The 19,990-nt window shown below is 65.3% G+C and carries 21 protein-coding genes; 12 read left to right on the top strand and 9 right to left on the bottom strand.

The features are described from left to right. Positions 1-41: 41 nt before the first annotated feature. Entirely contained in the window at positions 42-1,232 is a 1,191-nt protein-coding gene (locus E3T31_RS02805; protein ID WP_134467378.1) for a winged helix-turn-helix domain-containing protein, read from the bottom strand. A 171-nt stretch (positions 1,233-1,403) separates the two neighbouring features. Here E3T31_RS02805 and E3T31_RS02810 point away from each other — a divergent pair, with 171 nt between their 5' ends. The 6 genes from E3T31_RS02810 to ilvA are packed head-to-tail and all read left to right on the top strand — an operon-like array spanning position 1,404 to position 8,014. Further along, on the top strand, positions 1,404-2,534 hold the full coding sequence (locus E3T31_RS02810) for an ABC transporter substrate-binding protein (RefSeq protein WP_134467379.1): 1,131 nt from the start codon (positions 1,404-1,406) through the stop codon (positions 2,532-2,534). Then, the gene (locus E3T31_RS02815) at positions 2,506-3,384 is read left to right on the top strand and encodes an ABC transporter permease subunit (RefSeq protein WP_241977549.1); all 879 of its coding nucleotides are present in this window, start codon (positions 2,506-2,508) and stop codon (positions 3,382-3,384) included. The genes E3T31_RS02810 and E3T31_RS02815 overlap by 29 nt, the downstream gene beginning before the upstream one ends. After that, on the top strand, positions 3,381-4,226 hold the full coding sequence (locus tag E3T31_RS02820) for an ABC transporter permease (RefSeq protein WP_134467380.1): 846 nt from the start codon (positions 3,381-3,383) through the stop codon (positions 4,224-4,226). Before E3T31_RS02815 ends, E3T31_RS02820 begins: the two co-directional genes overlap by 4 nt. Further along, entirely contained in the window at positions 4,223-5,326 is a 1,104-nt protein-coding gene (locus E3T31_RS02825; RefSeq protein WP_166788367.1) for an ABC transporter ATP-binding protein, read from the top strand. Before E3T31_RS02820 ends, E3T31_RS02825 begins: the two co-directional genes overlap by 4 nt. A 21-nt stretch (positions 5,327-5,347) precedes the next feature. Beyond that, positions 5,348-6,775, top strand: coding sequence for an AI-2E family transporter (locus E3T31_RS02830; protein WP_241977550.1), 1,428 nt, complete (start codon positions 5,348-5,350; stop codon positions 6,773-6,775). 3 nt (positions 6,776-6,778) lie between these two features. Beyond that, entirely contained in the window at positions 6,779-8,014 is a 1,236-nt protein-coding gene (gene ilvA, locus E3T31_RS02835; RefSeq protein ID WP_134467381.1) for a threonine ammonia-lyase, read from the top strand. A gap of 291 nt (positions 8,015-8,305) precedes the next feature. On the opposite strand, the gene greA is transcribed toward ilvA, so the two are convergent. Both greA and E3T31_RS02845 read right to left on the bottom strand, forming a co-directional pair. Continuing rightward, positions 8,306-8,797 carry a transcription elongation factor GreA gene (greA, locus tag E3T31_RS02840; protein ID WP_092450387.1) on the bottom strand — a complete coding sequence of 164 codons (492 nt, stop codon included), beginning with the start codon at positions 8,795-8,797 and terminating at the stop codon, positions 8,306-8,308. A 98-nt stretch (positions 8,798-8,895) separates the two neighbouring features. Then, positions 8,896-9,381, bottom strand: coding sequence for a DUF4307 domain-containing protein (locus tag E3T31_RS02845; protein ID WP_166788368.1), 486 nt, complete (start codon positions 9,379-9,381; stop codon positions 8,896-8,898). A 100-nt stretch (positions 9,382-9,481) separates the two neighbouring features. On the opposite strand from E3T31_RS02845, the gene mca reads away from it, so the two are divergent. Further along, complete coding sequence (gene mca, locus E3T31_RS02850) at positions 9,482-10,330, top strand: mycothiol conjugate amidase Mca (protein WP_134467383.1); 849 nt, start codon at positions 9,482-9,484, stop codon at positions 10,328-10,330. After that, complete coding sequence (locus tag E3T31_RS02855) at positions 10,327-10,599, top strand: hypothetical protein (RefSeq protein WP_134467384.1); 273 nt, start codon at positions 10,327-10,329, stop codon at positions 10,597-10,599. The genes mca and E3T31_RS02855 overlap by 4 nt, the downstream gene beginning before the upstream one ends. A 4-nt stretch (positions 10,600-10,603) precedes the next feature. Here E3T31_RS02855 and E3T31_RS02860 read toward each other — a convergent pair whose 3' ends face one another. Further along, positions 10,604-11,305 (bottom strand): hemolysin III family protein, encoded by a 702-nt coding sequence (locus E3T31_RS02860; protein WP_092450381.1) that lies wholly within the window; start codon positions 11,303-11,305, stop codon positions 10,604-10,606. Between the two features lie 67 nt (positions 11,306-11,372). Here E3T31_RS02860 and E3T31_RS02865 point away from each other — a divergent pair, with 67 nt between their 5' ends. From E3T31_RS02865 to E3T31_RS02880, 4 genes are all read left to right on the top strand, one after another. After that, positions 11,373-12,158: an isoprenyl transferase gene (locus E3T31_RS02865; protein WP_134467385.1), complete on the top strand. Its 786-nt coding sequence runs from the start codon at positions 11,373-11,375 to the stop codon at positions 12,156-12,158. Between the two features lie 36 nt (positions 12,159-12,194). After that, a complete protein-coding gene (locus tag E3T31_RS02870) occupies positions 12,195-13,316 on the top strand; it encodes an aminotransferase class V-fold PLP-dependent enzyme (protein WP_134467386.1) in 1,122 nt (373 codons plus the stop codon). Between the two features lie 217 nt (positions 13,317-13,533). Next, positions 13,534-14,883 carry a PhoH family protein gene (locus tag E3T31_RS02875; RefSeq protein ID WP_092450375.1) on the top strand — a complete coding sequence of 450 codons (1,350 nt, stop codon included), beginning with the start codon at positions 13,534-13,536 and terminating at the stop codon, positions 14,881-14,883. Positions 14,884-14,900: 17 nt separating this feature from the next. Continuing rightward, positions 14,901-15,506 carry a GNAT family N-acetyltransferase gene (locus E3T31_RS02880; protein WP_241977552.1) on the top strand — a complete coding sequence of 202 codons (606 nt, stop codon included), beginning with the start codon at positions 14,901-14,903 and terminating at the stop codon, positions 15,504-15,506. A gap of 182 nt (positions 15,507-15,688) precedes the next feature. Here the strand turns inward: E3T31_RS02880 and E3T31_RS02885 are convergent, their stop codons facing one another. From E3T31_RS02885 to xseA, 5 genes are all read right to left on the bottom strand, one after another. Beyond that, complete coding sequence (locus tag E3T31_RS02885; RefSeq protein ID WP_134467387.1) at positions 15,689-17,104, bottom strand: aspartate ammonia-lyase; 1,416 nt, start codon at positions 17,102-17,104, stop codon at positions 15,689-15,691. A 63-nt stretch (positions 17,105-17,167) separates the two neighbouring features. Then, a complete protein-coding gene (locus tag E3T31_RS02890; protein WP_134441550.1) occupies positions 17,168-17,818 on the bottom strand; it encodes a carbonic anhydrase in 651 nt (216 codons plus the stop codon). Continuing rightward, positions 17,815-18,468 (bottom strand): DUF4245 domain-containing protein, encoded by a 654-nt coding sequence (locus tag E3T31_RS02895; protein WP_158251596.1) that lies wholly within the window; start codon positions 18,466-18,468, stop codon positions 17,815-17,817. The genes E3T31_RS02890 and E3T31_RS02895 overlap by 4 nt, the downstream gene beginning before the upstream one ends. Further along, a complete protein-coding gene (locus E3T31_RS02900) occupies positions 18,465-18,716 on the bottom strand; it encodes an exodeoxyribonuclease VII small subunit (RefSeq protein ID WP_092450460.1) in 252 nt (83 codons plus the stop codon). The genes E3T31_RS02895 and E3T31_RS02900 overlap by 4 nt, the downstream gene beginning before the upstream one ends. 5 nt (positions 18,717-18,721) lie before the next feature. Beyond that, positions 18,722-19,939: an exodeoxyribonuclease VII large subunit gene (gene xseA / locus E3T31_RS02905; RefSeq protein ID WP_134467388.1), complete on the bottom strand. Its 1,218-nt coding sequence runs from the start codon at positions 19,937-19,939 to the stop codon at positions 18,722-18,724. Between the last annotated feature and the right edge of the window lie 51 nt (positions 19,940-19,990).

The following is a 19,990-nucleotide window of genomic DNA, read 5'->3' on the forward strand; positions in this document are numbered from 1 at the left end:
TAGTTTTCCCGCACATCGGGGGCGTAACCCGGCGGCGAGATCTACCGCAGTTCGGCGGCCAGACCCCCAGCCAGGTTTCCCCGCGGCGCGACGACGACCTCCTCAAGTCCCTGCCAGAGCGCGGCTTCCCGCAGTACCTGCGCGAGCCGACCCGCGGCATCCGTCGGCGCCGTCGGCTCAGCCCAGGCCGACTGCACCCGGAGCACGCCGGCCTGCCGGTCGTTCTTCAGATCGACCCGGCCGACGATCATGTCGCCTAGCAGAATCGGCAGTGAGCAGTAGCCGAACACGCGCTTTGGTTGCGGCGTGTAGATCTCGATGCGGTAGTGAAAATTGAACAGCCGCAGGGCGCGGGCACGCTCCCAGACCACCGGGTCGAACGGCGACAGTAGCGCCTGCGCGTCCATGGCCCGCGGCAGCCGGGCGTCGCGGTGCAGCCAGGCGCGCGCGCGCCAGCCCGCAACCTCCACCGGGAGTAACTCGCCGGCCTCCTCCAACTCAAGGATGGCTGAGAGTGCGGGCGCCGACTTCAGCCGAAAGTAGTCGGCGAAGTCCTTCACGGTGCCGATCCCGTGCGCGCGCGCCGAGCGGCGCACCAACTCGCGGTGGGCATCCGATTCAGAAATTTCGGTGCCGAGCAGCTCGGGGGAGAAGACCTGCTCTGGCAGGGCATAGACCCGCTCAAAACGGATGCGCCCGGCACTGACCACATCACCCCAGCGGAACAGAATTTCCAGCCCGGTCTTCACCTCGGACCAGCCCCACCAGGGCCCGCTGCGCTTGTTGGCGTCGTGTTCGATCGCGCTGGCCCGCATCGGGCCGTTGGCGGCGAGCTCGGCCAGGAGCCAATCGAGCATCGGCCGGTTGGCGTGCGACCAGTCGTCGGGCGTGCGCGCTGAACGGTCGCGATAGTTCTGCATGCGCCAGTGAAATAGCGGCCAGACCTCGACCGGCAGCAAGGAGGCCTCGTGCGCCCAATACTCGGTGAAGCGGGCCTGGCGACCCGTGGTCAACCGGTCAAGCTGGGCCTTGTCATAGGCGCCGAGTCGGCTGAAGGCCGGCATGTAGTGGCTGCGCTCGAACACGTTGACCGAGTCGATCTGCAGCAGCTCGAGTCGATTCACGAGGGCCGTGAGCTGACGGATGCCGACGGCCGCTCCAGGTCGCGCGCCGAAGCCCTGCGCGGCGAGCGCAATCCGCCGCGCCAGCGCGGGGGAAACTGTCGTGACCATTCGTCTCACTCTAGCTGCACCCCCGTTCACCTGGCGTTAAGGCGGAAAGCCTCTGGCGGCCATGTAGCCTTCGTACTGTCGGGCGACCGGCACACCCTGCCCCATAATCTGTTCACCCGGTGCGTTTGCACAGTAATCCAACGCTCCGGACCCGGTCATAATGGAGGAAAATTGTCACTCAAACGCACTCTGACGGTGTCCCTGGCCGCCGCAGCGGCCCTCACCCTCACGCTCAGCGGCTGTTCACCGGCCGCCGAGGCTCCGGCCTCGGGCGTCGACGCAGCGACCGCCACCAGCTTGAGCGCTTTCGGCGATCTGGCCGGCCTCGAAGAAGCCGCCATCGCGGAAGGTCAGCTGAACGTCATCGCGCTGCCGCGTGACTGGGCGAACTACGGCGCCGTTCTCGACCTGTTCGCCGAGAAATACCCGGACATCACGATCAACGAAGCGTCCCCCGACGGGTCCAGCGCCGAGGAGATCCAGGCCGCCGACAACCTCAAGGGCCAGGACACGGCACCGGATGTCTTCGACCTCGGCCTGGCTGTGGCCCTGTCCAGTACCGACCGCTTTGCGCCGTACCAGGTTGCCAACTGGGCCGACATTCCCGACGCGCTTAAGGAAGCCTCCGGCCTCTACGTCGGCGATTACGGCGGATACCTGTCGGTGGGCTACGACCCTGACGCTGTTCCGGAGCCCAAGGAGTTGACCGACCTGCTCGGCGCCGACTACAAGGGAAAGGTGGCCATCAATGGTGACCCGACCCAGGCCGGTGCAGCGTTTGCCGCTGTCGGCCTCGCCACCGTGCAGAGCGGCGGAACGGTCGCTGACTTTCAGCCCGGCATTGACTTTTTCTCCGATCTCAATGCGGCCGGTAACTTTCTGAAGGTCAACCCGACGACGGCGACCGTCGCCTCCGGTGAGACCCCGGTGGTCTTCGACTGGGACTACCTCAACGTTGGCTACGGCGCCCAGCTGGAGGGCCAGCGCAACTGGAAGGTCGTCGTCTTCGACGGCACCGGTTACGCCGGCTACTACAACCAGGCGATCAACAAGGATGCCCCCAACCCCGCCGCAGCGCGGCTCTGGCAGGAATTCCTGTACAGCGATGAAGCACAGAACCTGTGGCTTGCGGGCGGCGCCCGCCCGGCGCGCGCCGAGGCCATGGCCGAGGCCGGCACCATCGACAGCGAGCTGTTCGATGCGCTGCCGAAGGCGCCGAGCGACACCGTCGTTCCGACCGAAGACCAGAGCACCGCAGCGGCAACGCTGCTCGGTGAGAAGTGGGCTGCGGCTGTCCAGTAACATCCGTGGTCGGGCAGCAGCCTTCGGGCTGCTGCCCTTCGCGGTGTATGTGTTGTTGTTCCTGGCTGTGCCGACCCTGATTGCCATCGGCACGGGCTTTTTCGACAATACCGGCGCCTTCACCCTGGCCACGGTCGCGGCCCTCGGCGACCCCGTCGTGCTTACCACCTTCTTCAACTCCTTCTGGCTGTCGGCGCTGACCGCCGTCGTCGGTGCCGTTGTCGGTGCTGTGGTCTGCTACGCCCTACTCGGCGCGCGCCCCGACGGCCGGCTGCGCACCACCATCGACTCGCTCAGCGGTGTGCTGGCCCAGTTCGGTGGCGTCATGCTCGCCTTCGCCTTCGTCGCGACCATTGGCATCCAGGGCATGGTCACCCTGTATCTGCGCGACACCTTCGGCCTGGATATTTTTGAGAACGGCGTCTGGCTGTATTCGACGACCGGCCTTATTTTGCCCTACATCTACTTTCAGGTTCCGCTTATGATCATCACCTTTATGCCGGCCCTGCAAGCCTTGAAACCGCAGTGGGCCGAGGCGAACGCCACTCTCGGCGGAAGCACCGCCAGCTACTGGTTCCGTATCGCCTTTCCGGTGCTCGCGCCGTCCTTTATCGGCAGCCTGCTGCTGCTGTTCGCCAACGCGTTCTCCTCTTACGCCACCGCGGCGGCGCTGGTGAGTCAGGGCTCGCAGATTGTGCCCCTGCAAATTCGCGCCGCACTCACCAGCGAGACGCTGCTCGGTCGGGAAAACCTGGCCGGCGCGCTGGCCCTCGGCATGATCGTGGTGATGGCCGTCGTCATGGTCGGCTATTCAGCGCTGCAGTCACGGGCCGCGCGGTGGCAGCAATGACCGGACTGACCACCAACGGTGTGGCTCACGCGCCCTCCCGCACGGTTCGCACCATCATTCTCGGCGTGGTCGGGGTCATCTTCGCCGTGCCGATCGTGGCCATGATCGAATTCACCCTGCGTGCCGGGCTGGTCGGCGGCTACAACGTCGACCGCTGGGTCGCCCTGTTTCAGAGCGGATTCACCGGGGTGTACCGACCGGTGCTGGTAGCGCTCGGCAACTCGGTGGCTTTGGCCATTGGCACCGTCCTGATCGTGCTGCTGCTGCTCGTACCCACCATGCTGCTCGTGCACATCCGTTTTCCCCGGCTGCGCCGAGTATTGGAATTCATCTGTATTCTGCCCATCACCATTCCGGCCATTGTGCTTGTGGTCGGGCTCGCGCCGGTCTACGCCATTGTGGCTCGAATGCTGGGCAGCGGCGTGTGGACCCTGGCCTTCGCCTACGGCATTACGGTGTTGCCCTTCGCCTATCGGGCCATTCAATCCAACCTCGACGGCGTCGACGTGAAAACGCTCACCGAAGCTGCGCGCACTCTCGGGGCCGGCTGGGGCAGTGTGCTCCTGCGGGTGCTCGTACCCAACCTGCGCCGGGGCATCCTGGCCGGTGCCTTCATCGCCGTGGCCGTCGTGCTCGGCGAATTCACCATCGCGTCCTTGCTGAACCGGGTCAACCTGCAAACCGCTCTCGTCGTCGTGAGCAAGGTCGACCCGTACACGGCCGTGATCCTCTCGCTGCTGGCCCTCGCCTTCGCTTTCCTGCTGCTCCTCGTTATCGGACGACTCGGTGCCCCGCGCACCCGAACATCGCGCCGCCGTACCACCGTGAAAGGTCCAGTATGAATTCACAGCAGCTGACAGCCGAGCAGCCAACCGCACCGACCCGACCGGGAACCGTCGTCGAATTCACCGGCGTCGTCAAAGAATTCTCCGGAATGCGCGCCCTGGACGGCTTCAACCTCACCCTGCACGCGGGCGAATGTGTCGCGTTGCTCGGCCCGAGTGGCAGCGGCAAGACCACGGCGTTGCGCGTGCTGGCAGGGCTGGAATCCACCAATGCCGGCAGTATCACCATTGACGGCATCGACGTATCAGCACTCTCCACCAGCAAACGCGACATGGGCATGGTGTTTCAGTCGTACTCGCTGTTTCCGCACCTCAGTGCCGGCGAAAACGTCGAATTCGGGCTGCGGATGCGAAAGATCAAGCCAGCCGAGCGGCGCCGCAGGGCGGCAGCGTCCCTGGCCATGGTCGGCCTCGACGACCACTTCGATCGCTTTGCACACCAGCTCTCCGGCGGCCAGCAGCAGCGGGTCGCGCTCGCGCGCGCACTCGTGACTGAACCGCGTGTGCTGCTGCTCGACGAACCGCTCTCGGCGCTCGACGCCAAGGTGCGCGTGCAGCTGCGCGACGAGATTCGACGCATTCAAACCGAACTCGGCATCACGACCCTGTTCGTCACCCACGATCAGGATGAGGCCCTCGCGGTCGCCGACCGCGTCGCCGTGATGCGCGCCGGCAATATCGAGCAGGTCGGCACGCCCGAAGAACTCTATTCCCGTCCGGCCACCCCGTTCATCGCCGACTTCGTCGGGCTCAGCAACCGCATCGACGGTCTCGTGCGCTCGGCTCGAGCCGAGGTCTATGGAACGAGCCTGCCCCTGATCGACCCGGCGACGCCCGACGGACCCGTGACGGTCTCGATCCGCCCGGAAGACATCGAGTTCGCAGCCGAGGGCCTCGCGGCGACCGTGGTCGCCTCGAGCTTTCTTGGGTCGCTCCGCCGTACGACCCTGCGCCTGGCCGACGGCACCATTGTGTTTCTTCAGCACGGCGTGCGCGTGCACCCGAAAGCGGGCGAGAACGTGTTTGTCAACTTCACCGGGGCACCGGTCTCGACCGAGCGGGTGGAGACCGCCAGTGTGGCGCAGCAACAGTCCTGACGGCAGTCCTAGACTGTTTGAGTGAGCGAATCCACGGGCAATCCAGGTGCACGCGCGCTGCTACGGTTGCGTCGCAGGCGTTCGGCAGAGCGCGCGCGGGAGAGCGCACGGGAGAGCGCTGATCTCGCCGGATCCGAGCTCGTTGTCACGCCGATCGAGGTTGTGACCGGGGCCCCCGCCGCCAACGGCGTCGACGAGAATCTGCCGGCCGGCATCCGTTTGGCTGGGGCCTGGTCCTGGCGTCTGATTGTGATCGCCGCCGCTATCGCCATTCTGGTCTTCCTGGTTATTCAGTTGCGGTTGATTGTCATTCCGCTGCTCGTGGCCGTGCTGGTTTCCGCGCTCCTGGTTCCGTTTGTGGCATTCCTGGTGCGGCATCACTGGCCCAAGGGCGTCGCTGTGGCGCTGGCGATGGTGGGCACCCTGGTGCTCGTTGCCGGTCTGGTCACCCTCGCCTCGACGCAGATCGCCGAGGGCACCGTTGGGCTGAGCGAACGGCTCACCCGATCACTCGACTCGTTCAAGGCGTTCCTGGCCGGCTCACCGCTGCAGGTTTCCGAGACTGATATCAACACGTACGTGCAGCAGGCCTGGGAAGCGATCCAGAACGATAGTGCCGTCTTCATCAGCGGCGCCCTGTCGGTGGGAACCACGCTCGGTCATTTGTTGACCGGGCTTCTGCTGGCACTGTTCAGCCTGCTCTTCATCCTCATCGACGGCAAAGCCATCTGGGGCTGGATCGTACGGTTCTTCCCGCTGCGGTCCCAGGCCGCTGTCGACGGTGCGGGAATCGCAGGCTGGACCACCCTGGGCAACTTCGCCAAGGTGCAAATTCTGGTCGCTTCGATCGACGCGGTCGGCATTGGAGTGGGCGCGGCCCTGCTCGGGGTGCCGATGGCCATCCCGATTGGAATTCTGGTCTTCCTCGGCTCATTCATCCCCATCGTCGGCGCGGTCGCGACCGGATCGGTGGCGATTGTGATCGCGCTCATCTTCAACAACTGGGCCATCGCCCTGGCCATGCTCGGCGTCGTCCTACTCGTGCAGCAGGTCGAGGGACACGTTCTGCAGCCGCTCATTATGGGAACCGCGGTGAAGGTACATCCGCTTGCCGTCGTGCTCGTGGTGGCAGCCGGCGCCTTACTCGCCGGAATTCCGGGGGCACTGTTCGCCGTTCCGGTGGCCGCGGTTTTGAACGCGATGACCAGTTACATTGCCGGGGGCACTTGGCGGTCGAGCCCGCCGACGGTGCCGACGGTGCCGACGACCGGATCGGTGCTCTGGCAGACCGTGCCGCAAAGCCGACCGGGATATCGCACGTCTGGCGCACCGGCGCGCACGGCACGGCTGCGCCCGGGGACCCTCCTCACGTCGCGTAGGGCATCCGCGCGCGTCACCCCTACAGATTCGAGCGCACCCGGCGCCCCGCACGATAGTTCGGAGAACTAGAACATGCCAGAGACCACCCTCGTCGGACCGACCCTCGCCGAATTCGAGGCCGCTCGCGCGGTCGTCGCCCGGGCTGCGGATGTGACCCCGATGGAGAGCTCGCGCTACCTTGCCGATGTGTTGGGCGCGCCGGTCTACCTCAAGTGTGAAAATCTGCAGCGCACCGGCTCCTACAAGATTCGCGGTGCCTACAACCGACTGTCGAAACTGACCGAGGCGGAGAAAGCCCGTGGCGTCGTGGCGGCCTCGGCCGGAAACCACGCCCAGGGCGTGGCCTTCGCCGCGCGCGAGCTCGGCATCAAGGCGACCATCTTCATGCCCGTCGGAGTCGCGCTGCCGAAGCTGTCAGCGACGCGGGACTACGGAGCAGAGGTCATTCTGCGCGGAACGACCGTGAGCGAACCGCTGCTCGCCGCAGCCGAATACGCCCGGGAGACCGGCGCGATCCTGATCCCGCCGTTCGACCATGCCGATGTGGTCACCGGGCAGGGCACGCTCGGACTCGAAATTCTCGATCAGGTTCCCGACCTGGAGACAGTCATTGTTCCCATCGGCGGTGGCGGACTCATCTCCGGAGTTGCCAGCGCGCTCAAGCAGCGTGCCGCCCGGGAGGGGCGACACATCCGGGTGATTGGGGTGCAGGCCGAGAACGCGGCCGCGTATCCGCCCTCACTCGCCGCCGGCGAAGCAGTGACGATCAACATGCTCCCGACCATCGCCGATGGTATCGCGGTGGCCAGGCCCGGGTTGCTTAATCTCGAGATCGTTCGGGACACCGTCGACGAGATCGTTACCGTCACCGAAGACGACACCGCCCGCGCGCTCCTGGTGCTGTTGGAACGCGCCAAGCTCGTGGTTGAACCGGCCGGGGCAGTGGCGGTCGCCGCCATCCTGGCCGGCAAGATCACCCCTACCGGGCCGACCGTCGCCATCCTCTCGGGCGGAAACATCGACCCGCTGCTGATGCAACGCGTGATCAGCCACGGCCTCGCCGCGTCGGGACGGTACCTGACGCTGCGCATCATGCTGCCCGACCGTCCGGGTCAGCTGGCTCGAATCTCCGAGCTGCTCGCGGAGGCGACGGCCAACGTGATCGAGGTGCTGCACACCCGGCACGGCGTCGGCCTGCAGATCAGCGAAGTCGAACTCGACGTCAGCGTTGAAACTCGCGGGCCAGAGCACCGCCAGCACGTCGTTGACACGTTACGCGCCGCCGGCTACGACCCCCAGATCGACTAGCCCGGTCGACTAGGCAGACAGACAGACAGACAGACAGGCCGGGCGGCAGCTGCTGACGCCGGCGCTGTCGGCCGTCGGCTGCTGGTTGATTGCTGCTGGCTGTGCAGCGTTTTAAGCGGGGCAGCCTCATCCGTTGTGCATTGACCGCGCGAGGTGCCACTTTTGGCCCCTTCGCGAGCTCTCAAGGGGCTAAAGATGGCACCTCGCGTGCAGTGGAAGGTCACTTGCAGCGAGTTGACAGCCTGAGCCCCAATATCGGCGCGAATCGGCAGCCGAGCCTCAGCGGAGGAGTCAGGCGCCGGTGAACGTCTCCACGTTCGAGATCTGCACGGTGATCTCCTTGCCGGTGGGTGTGGTGTAGCTGGTCTTGGCACCGACCTTGAGGCCGATGATCGCCGCGCCGAGCGGGCTCTGCTCGCTGTACACGTCCAGGTCGCTGTTGGCGGCGATCTCGCGGCTGCCGATCAGAAAGCGGCTCTCGTCGCCGGCGATGGTGGCCGTGATGACGGTGCCCGGCATGACGGTGCCGTTGCTCTCTGGGGCGTGGCCGACCTCGGCGGTGCGCAGCAACAGGGTGAGCGTGCGAATGCGCGCCTCCATCTTGCCCTGCTCTTCTTTCGCCGCGTGGTAGCCCGAGTTCTCCTTGAGGTCACCCTCTTCTCGCGCGGACTCGATCTTCTTCGCGATGTCGCCCCGGCCAAAGTTGCTCAGTGTCGCCAGTTCCGCGGCGAGGCGGTCGTGGGCCTCCTGAGTTAGCCAGGTGACCGTTGTGTCGGTAATCACGAGTGATCTCCTTCAATACGCTCAAGCGCAGAAAGGCCGGTTGAGGGCCGCGCAGATATAGTCGTCGCCCGGGCGATTGCCGAGGCGAATACGTCAGTTTAGGTCAGCCAGCACTGGTAAATCAAACCCGTGTTGCTCAGATCGGTGGTGCGCAGAACCTCGGTGAACGACCGGTTGTACAGGCTGGAGGGCGGTAGATCGATGATCTTCCAGCCAACGACCGAATAGCTCTCGTTGAGCGCCTGAACCGCGCAACTCGCCGTGCGGTTCACCGGCAGCGCTACCTCGAAGGTGACGCTCACGCTGTGCTCATCGATGATGGTGTGCCCGATATCGCGCGCTTCTATCTGAGTGGATGCCCCGTCCAGGCCGGTCCACAGCACCCACGCTCCCAGCACCAACACGAAAACGCCACCGAGCCCCCACAGGATGCGGCGGTCGCGAACCCGGCGGGCCGGGGTGCGCCCGTAGCGCGATTGGATCGCGGCGCTCTCGGGTGCCGGTGCCGCGGCGACGTCAGATTCGTCGAAGCGCTCGGGCTGGCGGCTCGGCTGAACTCCGGTGGGCGTGCTGTTGAGGGGCACTGGCGATTTCACACTTCCGATGGAGCGATTAGGCTGGTATCTAGGTTATCTGGCCTAAGGTTATCTGGCATTCCTGAGGAGTATGGTGACGCTGCGATTGATGGCTGTGCACGCCCATCCCGACGACGAATCGAGCAAGGGCGCGGCAACGTATGCCTACTACCGCAGCCTCGGCGTTGAGGTGATGATCGTGAGCTGCACCGGCGGCGAACGCGGCAGCATCCTGAACCCGTCCCTGACCAGCCATGCCATGGCCGAGCGTGACCTGCCCGGGCTGCGCCGCCTGGAGATGCAGGGTGCCCAGGAGGCGCTGAACGTGCAGCATCGCTGGCTCGGCTACGAGGATTCCGGTATGGACGAGGGCCAGGAGGCGCCACCGAACAGCTTCGCGGCCATTCCGCTCGACTACTCGGCTGAGCCGCTGGTGAATTTGATTCGAGAGTTCCGTCCGCAGGTGCTGATCACCTACGACGAAAACGGCGGCTACCCGCACCCGGATCACATCCGCTGCCACGAGGTCTCGATGGAGGCCTATCGTGCCGCCGCCGACCCGAGTCGCTACCCGCACACCGGGCAGCCGTGGCAGATCGACAAGGTGTACTACGACCGCATCTTCAACCTTGAACGTATCGATGCCATGTACCTCGCGCTGAGCGTGGCTGAGCCGGACTCTCCGCTGCTGGAGCCGCTTGGCGCGGCCCGCGAGCGCATGGAGAATTACCCCAAGCTGGCCACCACGCACGTTCCTGCCGGTGATTTTCTTGAAGCTCGAGATGCCGCCCTGCGCTCGCACGCGAGCCAGATCACACCCGACAGCAGCTTCTTCTTCTGGCCCAACGATCTTGTCCGCGAGGCCTGGCCCTACGAAGATTTCCAACTCGTCGAATCGAAAGTAGACACCGCAATGCCCGAATCCGATCTGTTCGCCGGAATCCAGGACGACGAATGACGCTGTTCATCAACGACGTCCTGCTCAACGTCGTGCTCGCCGCAACTCCCGACCCCGACTTCGACCCCAACACCGTCACCCCGGGCGTCGTCGGTTTTCTGGTCTTCTTCTTGATCGCGTTGGCAACCCTGGTGCTCTGCCTGGATGTGGTGCGTCGCATCCGTCGTACGACCTATCGCGCCGAGATCAAGGCACGCCTCGATGCCGAGGTCGCCGCCCGCGATGCCGACCCGAGCGCACCGACCACGCCGAGCGACAAGCCCGAATAAGCCGTTACGGGTAGAGCGGATGCGTGGCGATCAGCAATATTGCCGCGAAATGACACAGAAACGCCACGACCGTCAAGGTGTGGAAGATTTCGTGAAAGCCGAACACACCGGGAACCGGGTTGGGCTTCTTCAGCCCGTAGACGACCGCGCCGACCGTGTAGCAGAGCCCGCCGACGAGGATGAGCGTCATCATGGCCGCGTTGGCCTGGAAGAAATCCACGATGAACAGCAGCGCGCCATAGCCGAGCACCAGGTAGAGCGGCACGTACAGCCAACGCGGGGCGTGAATCCAAAACACTCGAAAGAGGATGCCCAGCCCGGCTCCGCCCCAGACCAGCCAGAGCAGCAGAGTCGCCTTTTCCGGCGGCAACGCGAGCACCGTTATCGGCGTGTACGACCCGGCGATGAGCAGAAAAATATTCGCGTGGTCGATGCGCTTGAGAATGATGCGGGTGCGCGGCTGCCAGTTGAAGCGGTGGTACAGCGCTGAATTGCCAAACAGCAGCATCGAACTGAGCACGAACACGGCCGAGCTGATCTTCGCTGCCGAGCCCTCAGCGAGCACGAGCAGCACGATGCCGGCAGCGATCGTCACCGGAAATGTGCCAGCGTGAATCCAGCCGCGCCAGGTCGGTTTGACGTCTTCAGGGTGGGCGTCAGCCGCCTCGATCAGCGGCAGATTGGGGATATCGTGCTCGGTGGCCATGCTGCAAGGATACGACAGCGCCTGGCCGGGTGCCGCGAAGGCCCGGGGAGTGGACTAGCGTAACTGTGTGCAGAAACCCCAGGTACCCTCGCCGCGTGGCATCCTCTATGGGCTGTATCAGCGCCGGCTGAGGCGTGGGCTCACTCCGGCACACATGCCTCACCACGTTGCCATGATCATCGACGGCAACCGGCGTTGGGCCCGGCAATTGGGGTTTCAAACCGCCGCGCACGGCCATCGAGCTGGCGCCGCCAAAATGCGCGAGTTTCTGGAATGGTGCGACGACCTCGGCATTTCGGTCGTTACCCTGTACCTGCTCTCCTCCGACAACCTCACCCAGCGCCCGAGCGATGAACTCGCCGATCTGATCGAAATCATCGCCGATCTCGCTGAGGAGCTCTCGCACTACCGCAACTGGCGGGTGCAGCAGGTGGGGTCCAAGGCCGGCCTGCCCGAGCCGTTGGTGGCGGCTCTCGATGCAGCGGATGCCCGCACCAGCGGCTATAAGGGACTGCACGTCAACCTCGCGGTCGGCTACGGCGGCCGCACCGAGATCACCGACGCCATGCGCAGCATCGTCGCCACCCACCACGCGCACGGCGGCACCCTGGAAGACCTCGCAGAGACCCTCACGCCCGAACTCATCGGTCAGCACCTGTACACCGGCGGTCAGCCCGACCCTGACCTCGTCATCCGTACCTCGGGCGAGCAGCGGCTGAGCGACTTCATGCTCTGGCAGAGCGCGCACAGCGAGTTCTACTTCGTTGAAGCGCTGGGGCCCGACCTGCGGCAGATCGACTTTCTGCGGGCTTTGCGCGACTTTTCCCGCCGGCAGCGGCGCTTCGGGGGGTAGCCACCCTGTGTTTGACAACCGATTGGATTTGCGCGCATGAAATCACTGCTCAGCTTCACCGACGGTTTTCGTGAGGAACCCGGCTACCTCGACTTCGGTCGGGTCGGCCCGCTCTCCGAGGCCGTGGTGGCTGAGACCCTCGGCCAGACCGAGGTGTTGTCTCGCGCCCGCCACGGTAGCCTCGACCATCTGGTCGACCAGGATCTGCGTGCTCGCACCGCCGTGTCAGAGCTCACCGGCTTTGCCACCGATCAGATCGTGCTGCAGCCCAACACGAGCTCCGGACTCATGCAGGCCATGTTTGGTCTCACCGGATCTGTGCTGCTCTCGGCCGGTGACTTTCCGAGCGTTCCGTTCGCCGCAGTGCGCGCCGCCGAAGCCCTGCACGTGGTGACTCCGCTCTGGTTGGAGACGGATCACGGCCGTGTCACCCCCGGACAGATTCGCGACCAGCTGACCCCGGCCGTCGCTGCCGTCGCCGTCTGCCTGGTCGATTCGCGCACCGGGTATCGCACCGACCTCGAGGGCATCCGCCAGGTCATCGGCGATCGCCTGCTCATCGTCGACGCGATTCAGGGCTTCGGCGTCGTCGATGCCGCCTATGAGGCAGCGGATGTCGTCGCTTCCGGTGGTCAGACATGGACGCGGGCCGGCTGGGGCACCGGGTTTCTCGCCCTCAGCGGACGGGCACTCGAGCGCCTGGTGCCCGTGATTTCCGGTTACGTCGGTACCGACACGGACGATCCCTGGGACGAGGTCACCCCGCCCAGTCACGCTGCCCGAGCCTTTCGGGTGACCAACGGGGACGCCATCGCGCAGGCGCGGTTCGCTGCTGCGCTCGAGCAGAGTTTCGACGTCGGTGTCGACGTGATCCAGAAGGCTATGAACGAGAATGTGTCGGAGATCATCGAGCTGGTCGATGAGTTCGTCGTCGATATCGTGTCGCCGCGGGATGTCGGCTCAAGGGCCGGCATCGTGGTACTGGAGCCGCCAGCCGAACTCCTGACCACCCTGGTAGCGAGCCTGCACAACCACGGAATCACCGCAACCACCCGCGGCCGGACCGTGCGACTGTGTGTGCACGCGGCCCTCGACCCCGACACGGTGACCATGCTGAGGGGTGCGCTCACGGCGTACGCACTCTCAGCAACCTACTAGGAGTCGGCGCCGGCGTACCCGTCGTCTGCCTCAACGTCAGGTGAACGACTGATTTCGGTGGGCGTGTCGGGTTTCTTTTTTCTCCCGTAGGTCGTAGCGTCGCTTTCATCAGGTACGGCACCTGATCGAGACGGCCATATAAGTACGGCTCGAGAATTGCTTGATGGCCAGCTCGCCAAAGTGATCCGCGTCCTCGTGACGCAGGGTGGGAGTGGCCATGACCGCTAATCGAACCGATCGCAAGGCGACTGACCGGGTGGAGACATCCGCTTCGCAAACCGAGCGCACCTACGTGCTGGACACCTCGGTGCTTCTGTCCGATCCGAAGGCGATTTTCCGGTTTGCCGAGCACGCCGTGGTGTTGCCCGTGGTGGTGATCAGCGAACTGGAGTCCAAGCGAAACGACCCGGAGATCGGGTATTTCGCTCGGCAGGCGCTGCGCAACCTTGACGAGTTGCGGCTCAAGCATGAGCGCCTGGACTTTCCAATTCCGGTCGGCGAGGGCGGCAGTCTGCGGGTGGAGTTGAACCATTCCAACATGTCGGTGCTGCCGTCTGGCCTGCAGCTGGGTGACAACGACTCGCGCATTCTGGCTGTGGCGCTCAACCTCGCCAATGAAGGAATGACCGTGACGGTCGTCTCCAAGGACCTGCCGCTGCGCGTGAAGGCCGCGTCGCTCGGCCTCGCCGCCGACGAGTACCGGCACGAACTCGCCGTTGATTCCGGGTGGACCGGCATGGACGAGATCACCCTCAGCGCCGAGCAGATGAGCGTGCTCTACGACAAGGAAACGCTCGATTCGCGTACGGTGCAGGACATGCCGATCAACACGGGGCTGGTCATCCACTCCGATCGGGGCTCTGCCCTCGGCCGGGTGACCAGTCGGGGCACGCTCAAGCTGGTGCGCGGCGACCGGGACGTTTTCGGGCTGCACGGGCGGTCGGCGGAGCAGCGACTCGCCATTGACCTGCTGCTCGACCCGGAGATCGGCATTCTGTCGCTGGGAGGTCGAGCCGGAACGGGGAAGTCGGCGCTCGCCCTCTGCGCGGGCCTGGAGGCCGTGCTGGAGCGTCAGCAGTACCGCAAGATCATGGTCTTCCGGCCGCTGTATGCGGTCGGCGGCCAGGACCTCGGCTTTCTGCCGGGGGACCAGGGCGAGAAAATGGGGCCCTGGGCCCAAGCGGTATTCGACACCCTCGGCGCGATCGTGTCGGAGAACGTGGTCGAGGAGGTGATCGAGCGCGGCATCCTCGAGGTACTCCCGCTCACTCACATTCGCGGCCGGTCCCTGCACGACGCCTTCGTGATCGTCGACGAAGCGCAGTCCCTCGAACGCAACGTGCTGCTGACCGTGCTGAGCCGCATCGGTCAGAACTCGCGCGTTGTACTCACCCACGACGTCGCCCAGCGCGACAATTTGCGGGTCGGTCGCTTCGACGGCGTGGCCAGCGTGATTGAAACGCTGAAGGGGCATCCGCTGTTCGCGCACATGACCCTGACCCGGTCGGAGCGCAGCGCGATCGCGGCGCTCGTGACCGAGATGCTGGAGGGCAACGAGGTGATGTAGTTTCGGCGGGGGAGTGGATGTCTGTGGTCGCCGTTGGCGGCAGCCCACGCGGCAGGTCGTTTGATCTGCCGCTCATGTGGGAGCATTCTTTGATGCCTGCTACTACTCGACTCATTTCCGCCGATGATGCGGAGCGCCTTGCCGTCCTCCAGCGAACTGGTCGGATCTTCTTCGCTCCGTGGGAACCGGTGCGCCAGGATCCCTACTTCACGGTCGCAGGTCAGCAGGCAGAGGTCGAAAATGTTCTCGCTCGGCACAGCCGAGGCGAGGCTCTGCCACACGTGATTCTCGACGAGGACGCCCAGGTCGTGGGTCGGATCACGTTCAGCGGGATCACCTATGGGGCATTTCAGTCGTGCAACATGGGTTACTGGGTCGCTGAAGAGAACAACGGACGCGGCTACGCCACTGACGCAGTTCGAGCAATGACCACGCGGGCATTCGAAGAGTTGGGGCTGCACAGGGTGCAAGCCGAGACGCTGATTCCGAACGTGCGCTCCCAACGGGTGCTTCAACGTGTGGGCTTCGTGCGTTATGGATTGGCGCCCGCATACCTCAAAATAGCGGGCCGGTGGCAAGACCATCTCATGTATCAGCTGTTGGCCGATCCCCGCTGTACGTGAACTCCGCCCTGATCCCGAGGCGTCCCGCAGGGGATTCATGTGTCGGGACGACAGCGACGATCGTTCTGTTGGTGGCGGTGAAGAAAGTGAGTCGCGATGCCCACGGCGTGAGCGGTTAACGACAGCGAGTGTTGCCGATAACGCCTGAGGCGCATCGGCAACACTCGCTGTCGGTTGTGCGGTTACTTCTTTTGCGGGGGGCGCGTCATGCTCAGCACGTCGAGCGCGGTGTCGAGCTCGGCGAGCGTGAGGTCGCCGCGTTCGACGTGGCCGAGCGCGATGACAGACTCACGCACGGTGAGGCCCTCGGCGACGGCCTTCTTGGCAACCTTGGCTGCGGCCTCGTAGCCGATGACGCGGTTGAGCGGCGTCACGATCGACGGCGACTTCTCGGCCAGGGCGCGGGCGTGCTCGAGGTTGGCTTCGAGGCCGTCGACGGTCTTGTCGGCGAGTACCCGGGTGGCGTTGGTGAGCAGGCGGATCGACTCCAGCAGGGCGGTTCCCATCACCGGGATTCCGACGTTGAGCTCGAACGAGCCCGACGCACCGGACCAGGCGATCGTGGCATCGTTGCCGATGACACGCGAGCAGACCATGAGCACGGCCTCGGGGATAACCGGGTTGACCTTGCCGGGCATGATCGACGAGCCGGGCTGTAGGTCAGGAATGTTGATCTCGCCGAAGCCCGTGTTCGGGCCGGAGCCCATCCAGCGCAGGTCGTTGCAGATCTTGGTCAGCGAAACAGCGATGGTGCGGAGCGCCCCGGAGGCGTCGACGAGGCCGTCGCGGTTGGCCTGGGCCTCGAAGTGGTCACGTGCCTCGGTGATCGGCAGTTCGGTCTCGGTGACGAGAAGTTCGATGACCAGCTGCGGAAAGCCATAGGGCGTGTTGATGCCGGTGCCGACCGCGGTGCCGCCGAGCGGAACCTCGGCGATGCGGGGCAGGGCGGTGCGGATGCGCTCGATGCCGAGGCGCATCTGGCGGGCGTAGCCGCCGAATTCCTGGCCGAGGGTGACCGGCGTGGCATCCATCAGGTGGGTGCGGCCGGCCTTGACGGCCTCTTTCCACAGTTCGGCCTTGGCCTCGAAGGAGACGGCGAGGTGGTCGAGCGAGGGGATGAGCTCGTCGATCAGGGCGCTCGTGACGGCGATGTGCACCGAGGTCGGGAATACGTCGTTGGAGGACTGGCTCGCATTAACGTGGTCGTTCGGGTGCACCGAGCGTCCGAGCGCGCGGGTCGCCAGCGTCGCGATGACCTCGTTCATGTTCATGTTCGAGGAGGTGCCGCTACCGGTCTGGTAGACGTCGATCGGAAACTCGGTGTCGAACTGACCGGTGATGACCTCGTCAGCGGCCGAGGCGATCGCGTTGGCGATGTCCGCATCGAGCACGCCGAGCTGAGCGTTGGCGAGAGCCGCCGACTTCTTAATGCGGGCGAGAGCCGCGATCTGCGCGGACTCAAGTGTGGAGCCGGAGATCGGAAAATTCTCGACCGCGCGCTGGGTTTGGGCACCGTAGAGAGCGTCCGTCGGAACGCGGACCTCACCCATCGTGTCGTGTTCGATCCGGTAGCCGGTTTGTGCGGAGGTGTCCACCACTGTGTGCGTTCCCTTTCGGTGCTGTATGAGAGTCGTGCTGTGCGCAACGGGTGCGCCGGTGAGCTAAATATCGCCCACCACGATGTTGGGGTCGGCGTGCCCTTCGAAAAGAACGTAGTTCGCACCGACGATAGCCAATGTACCGGCTGCGATGGCCGCGCTGATCACCTCGGACTGTTCGAGCAGTTCGGTGACCGTGTCCTTGAGGTGTTCCCGGCCGACCTGGCCGGCGTCGACCCGGGCCGGGTCCAGCTGAGTGGATGCCGCCTGCCCGCTGACCCGACGCACGGCCGGCACGATCTTCTCGATAATGCTCGCGATATGCACGGGCAAAGCCGGGGCATCCGCTGTCTGAGAATCGATCGCAGCACGTACCGCTCCGCACTCGTCGTGGCCGAGCACGAGAATGAGCGGAACGCGCAGCACGGCGACCGCGTATTCCAGCGAACCGAGCACGGACGACGAGATGACCTGGCCGGCGTTGCGCACGACGAAGAGGTCGCCGAGCCCCTGGTCGAAGATGATCTCGGCGGCGAGCCGGGAGTCGCTGCAGCCAAACAGTGCAGCGTGCGGTGTCTGCGCTCCGACGAGTTCGGCCCGCCGGTCAACGTCCTCGCGGTGCCGGGGGGTGCCGGCAACAAAGCGCGCATTGCCCTCGCATAGTTCGTTCCAGGCCTGCGCCGGAGAAGGGACGGCCGTCGATGACCGGTTCATTCCGCTCCGTTCTGTGCGATGTTGGCGGCCAGCGCGGTGGCGAGGGTCTCGAAGTCGTCGGTGGGCGCCGTTCCGATCAGCAGATAGGTGCTCGGGCCGGCTGTTGTCACGAGCGCGTAGTCGAAATTTCCCCGGTCAGCGGCCGGCGCGCTGTTGCGATAGACGTCCCAGGTGACGCCAGAGATACTGACCGTGTCGACGACGGGGGAGCCGGGCAGCTTCTGGGCCAGCCAGGTGGGGTTTGCGTCGAAGGCCTGGTTGAAGCCGATGAACTGGTTTTCGGGCGTGATCAGGCCGATATACCAGGACGGAACCTGGTCGTTCGCTCCGGCCCGCCACTCGGCGTCGTTGGCGCTCCAGCCGTCTGGCAGTTCCGGGCTGGCCAGGGTGTGGTCGACGACCGGAGCCAGCTGGGCGGCGATGCTGGGATAGTCGGCGTCGCGGGTGATCGGATTATCGTTGCGCGGCACCAGCAACACGAGCACGAGCACGGCCCCCACCGTCACCAGCAGCGACAGCACGAGGTTGTTCACGGTCTTGTGCGACCGGTACTTGCGCGAATTCTCGGCGAGGCGATCGGCGGTCTCCTGCGGAGTCTCCGGTCGGCCGAGCTCGGCGACGACGCGCGGCGGCTTGGGGGCGCGGCTCATCTGGTGGGTGTGGCGTCTTCGGAAGGTGTGGTGGCGGCCAGGCGGGCCGCGTCGAGGCGGGCCTTGGCACCGATCAGCCATTCCTCGCAGCGACGGGCCAGAGCTTCGCCGCGTTCCCACAGCGCGAGCGACTGCTCCAGGGTGCTCGACCCCTGTTCGAGTTCGTTGACGACGCGAATGAGCTCGTCGCGGGCCTGTTCGTAGCTGAGTTCACTGATGGTGGGGGCAGGCGAGGTCATGGCATCCATTCTAATTATTTCGGCGCGGCGGCGTTTGTGGTGACGGGCACGGTGCCATTAGCCAGGGTGAGCAGCAGCTCGGTACCCTCGGGGGCATCCTCGGCTCGGCGCAGCACGTGGCCGCCCGGCAGCTGGGCGATCGCATAGCCGCGATCCAGGGTGCCCTGCGGCGAGAGCGCGCGCAGCTGTGAGCGCAGGTCGACGACGACGCTGCCGGCGCGCTCCAGAACGCGCCCCGTCAACTCAGCGCCGCGGGCGACGTAGCGGGTGAGGTCTTCGCTGCGTGAATCGATGATCCAGCGCGGGTCGACGAGCGCCGGGCGGCTGCGCAGCTGAGAGATTCGGTCGATCTCCGACGAGAGGATGCCGGTGAGCCGGCTGCTGAGGCGTGCCCGGGCCTGCTGCACCCGGTTTAGTTCGTCGCTGACGTCGGGAACGACGCGCTTGGCGGCATCCGTTGGTGTGGACGCTCGCAGGTCGGCCACCTCGTCGAGCAGCGGCCGGTCGGCTTCATGCCCGATCGCGCTGACCAGCGGCGTCACGCAGGCTGCCGCGGCACGAACGAGACTCTCGTCGCTGAAGGTGAGCAGGTTTTGAAAGTCACCGCCGCCGCGGGCGACGATGATGACATCGACCTCCGGGTCGGCGTCGAGGCGTTGGATGGCGCTCGTGACCTCGCCGACGGCACGGTCTCCCTGCACGGCGGCGTGCGCAACCCGAAAGTTCACGGCCGGCCAGCGCAATTGCGCGTTGCGAATGACGTCCTTCTCGGCGTCGGAGTCCTTGCCGGTCACGAGGCCGATGCAGTGCGGCAGAAACGGCAGACGCTTCTTGTGGGAGGCATCGAACAGCCCCTCGCTCGCGAGCTGCTTGCGCAGCCGTTCGAGCCGTTCCAGCAGGTCGCCGAGCCCGACGTGACGCATTTCGAAGGCCTGCATGGTGAGCGTGCCGCCCTTGACCCAGAAGTTGGGTTTGACCAGTGCGACGACGCGGTCGCCGGCCTTGAAGTCAGCGGTCAGTTTGGCCCGCACCGAGGACCATATTGTGAAACTCACGGTGGCGTCTTCGGTGAGGTCTTTGAGCTTGCCGTAGACGTTGCCGCCGCTGGCACCCCACTGGGTGATTTCCCCCTCGACCCAGACCATGCCGAGGCGCTCGATGTAGCCGCGAATCTTGCCCGAGAGCAGGGCGACCGGCCACGGCGTTTCGACGGTGGCGGGGGCATCCGTCATGCGGCTGTCCTTGGCGTTGCGCTGGCGTGGGGCACAGGCTGGTCCTCCCAG

This window comes from Cryobacterium sp. TMS1-13-1 (genome assembly GCF_004403125.1).
Classification (GTDB): Bacteria; Actinomycetota; Actinomycetes; order Actinomycetales; family Microbacteriaceae; genus Cryobacterium; species Cryobacterium levicorallinum.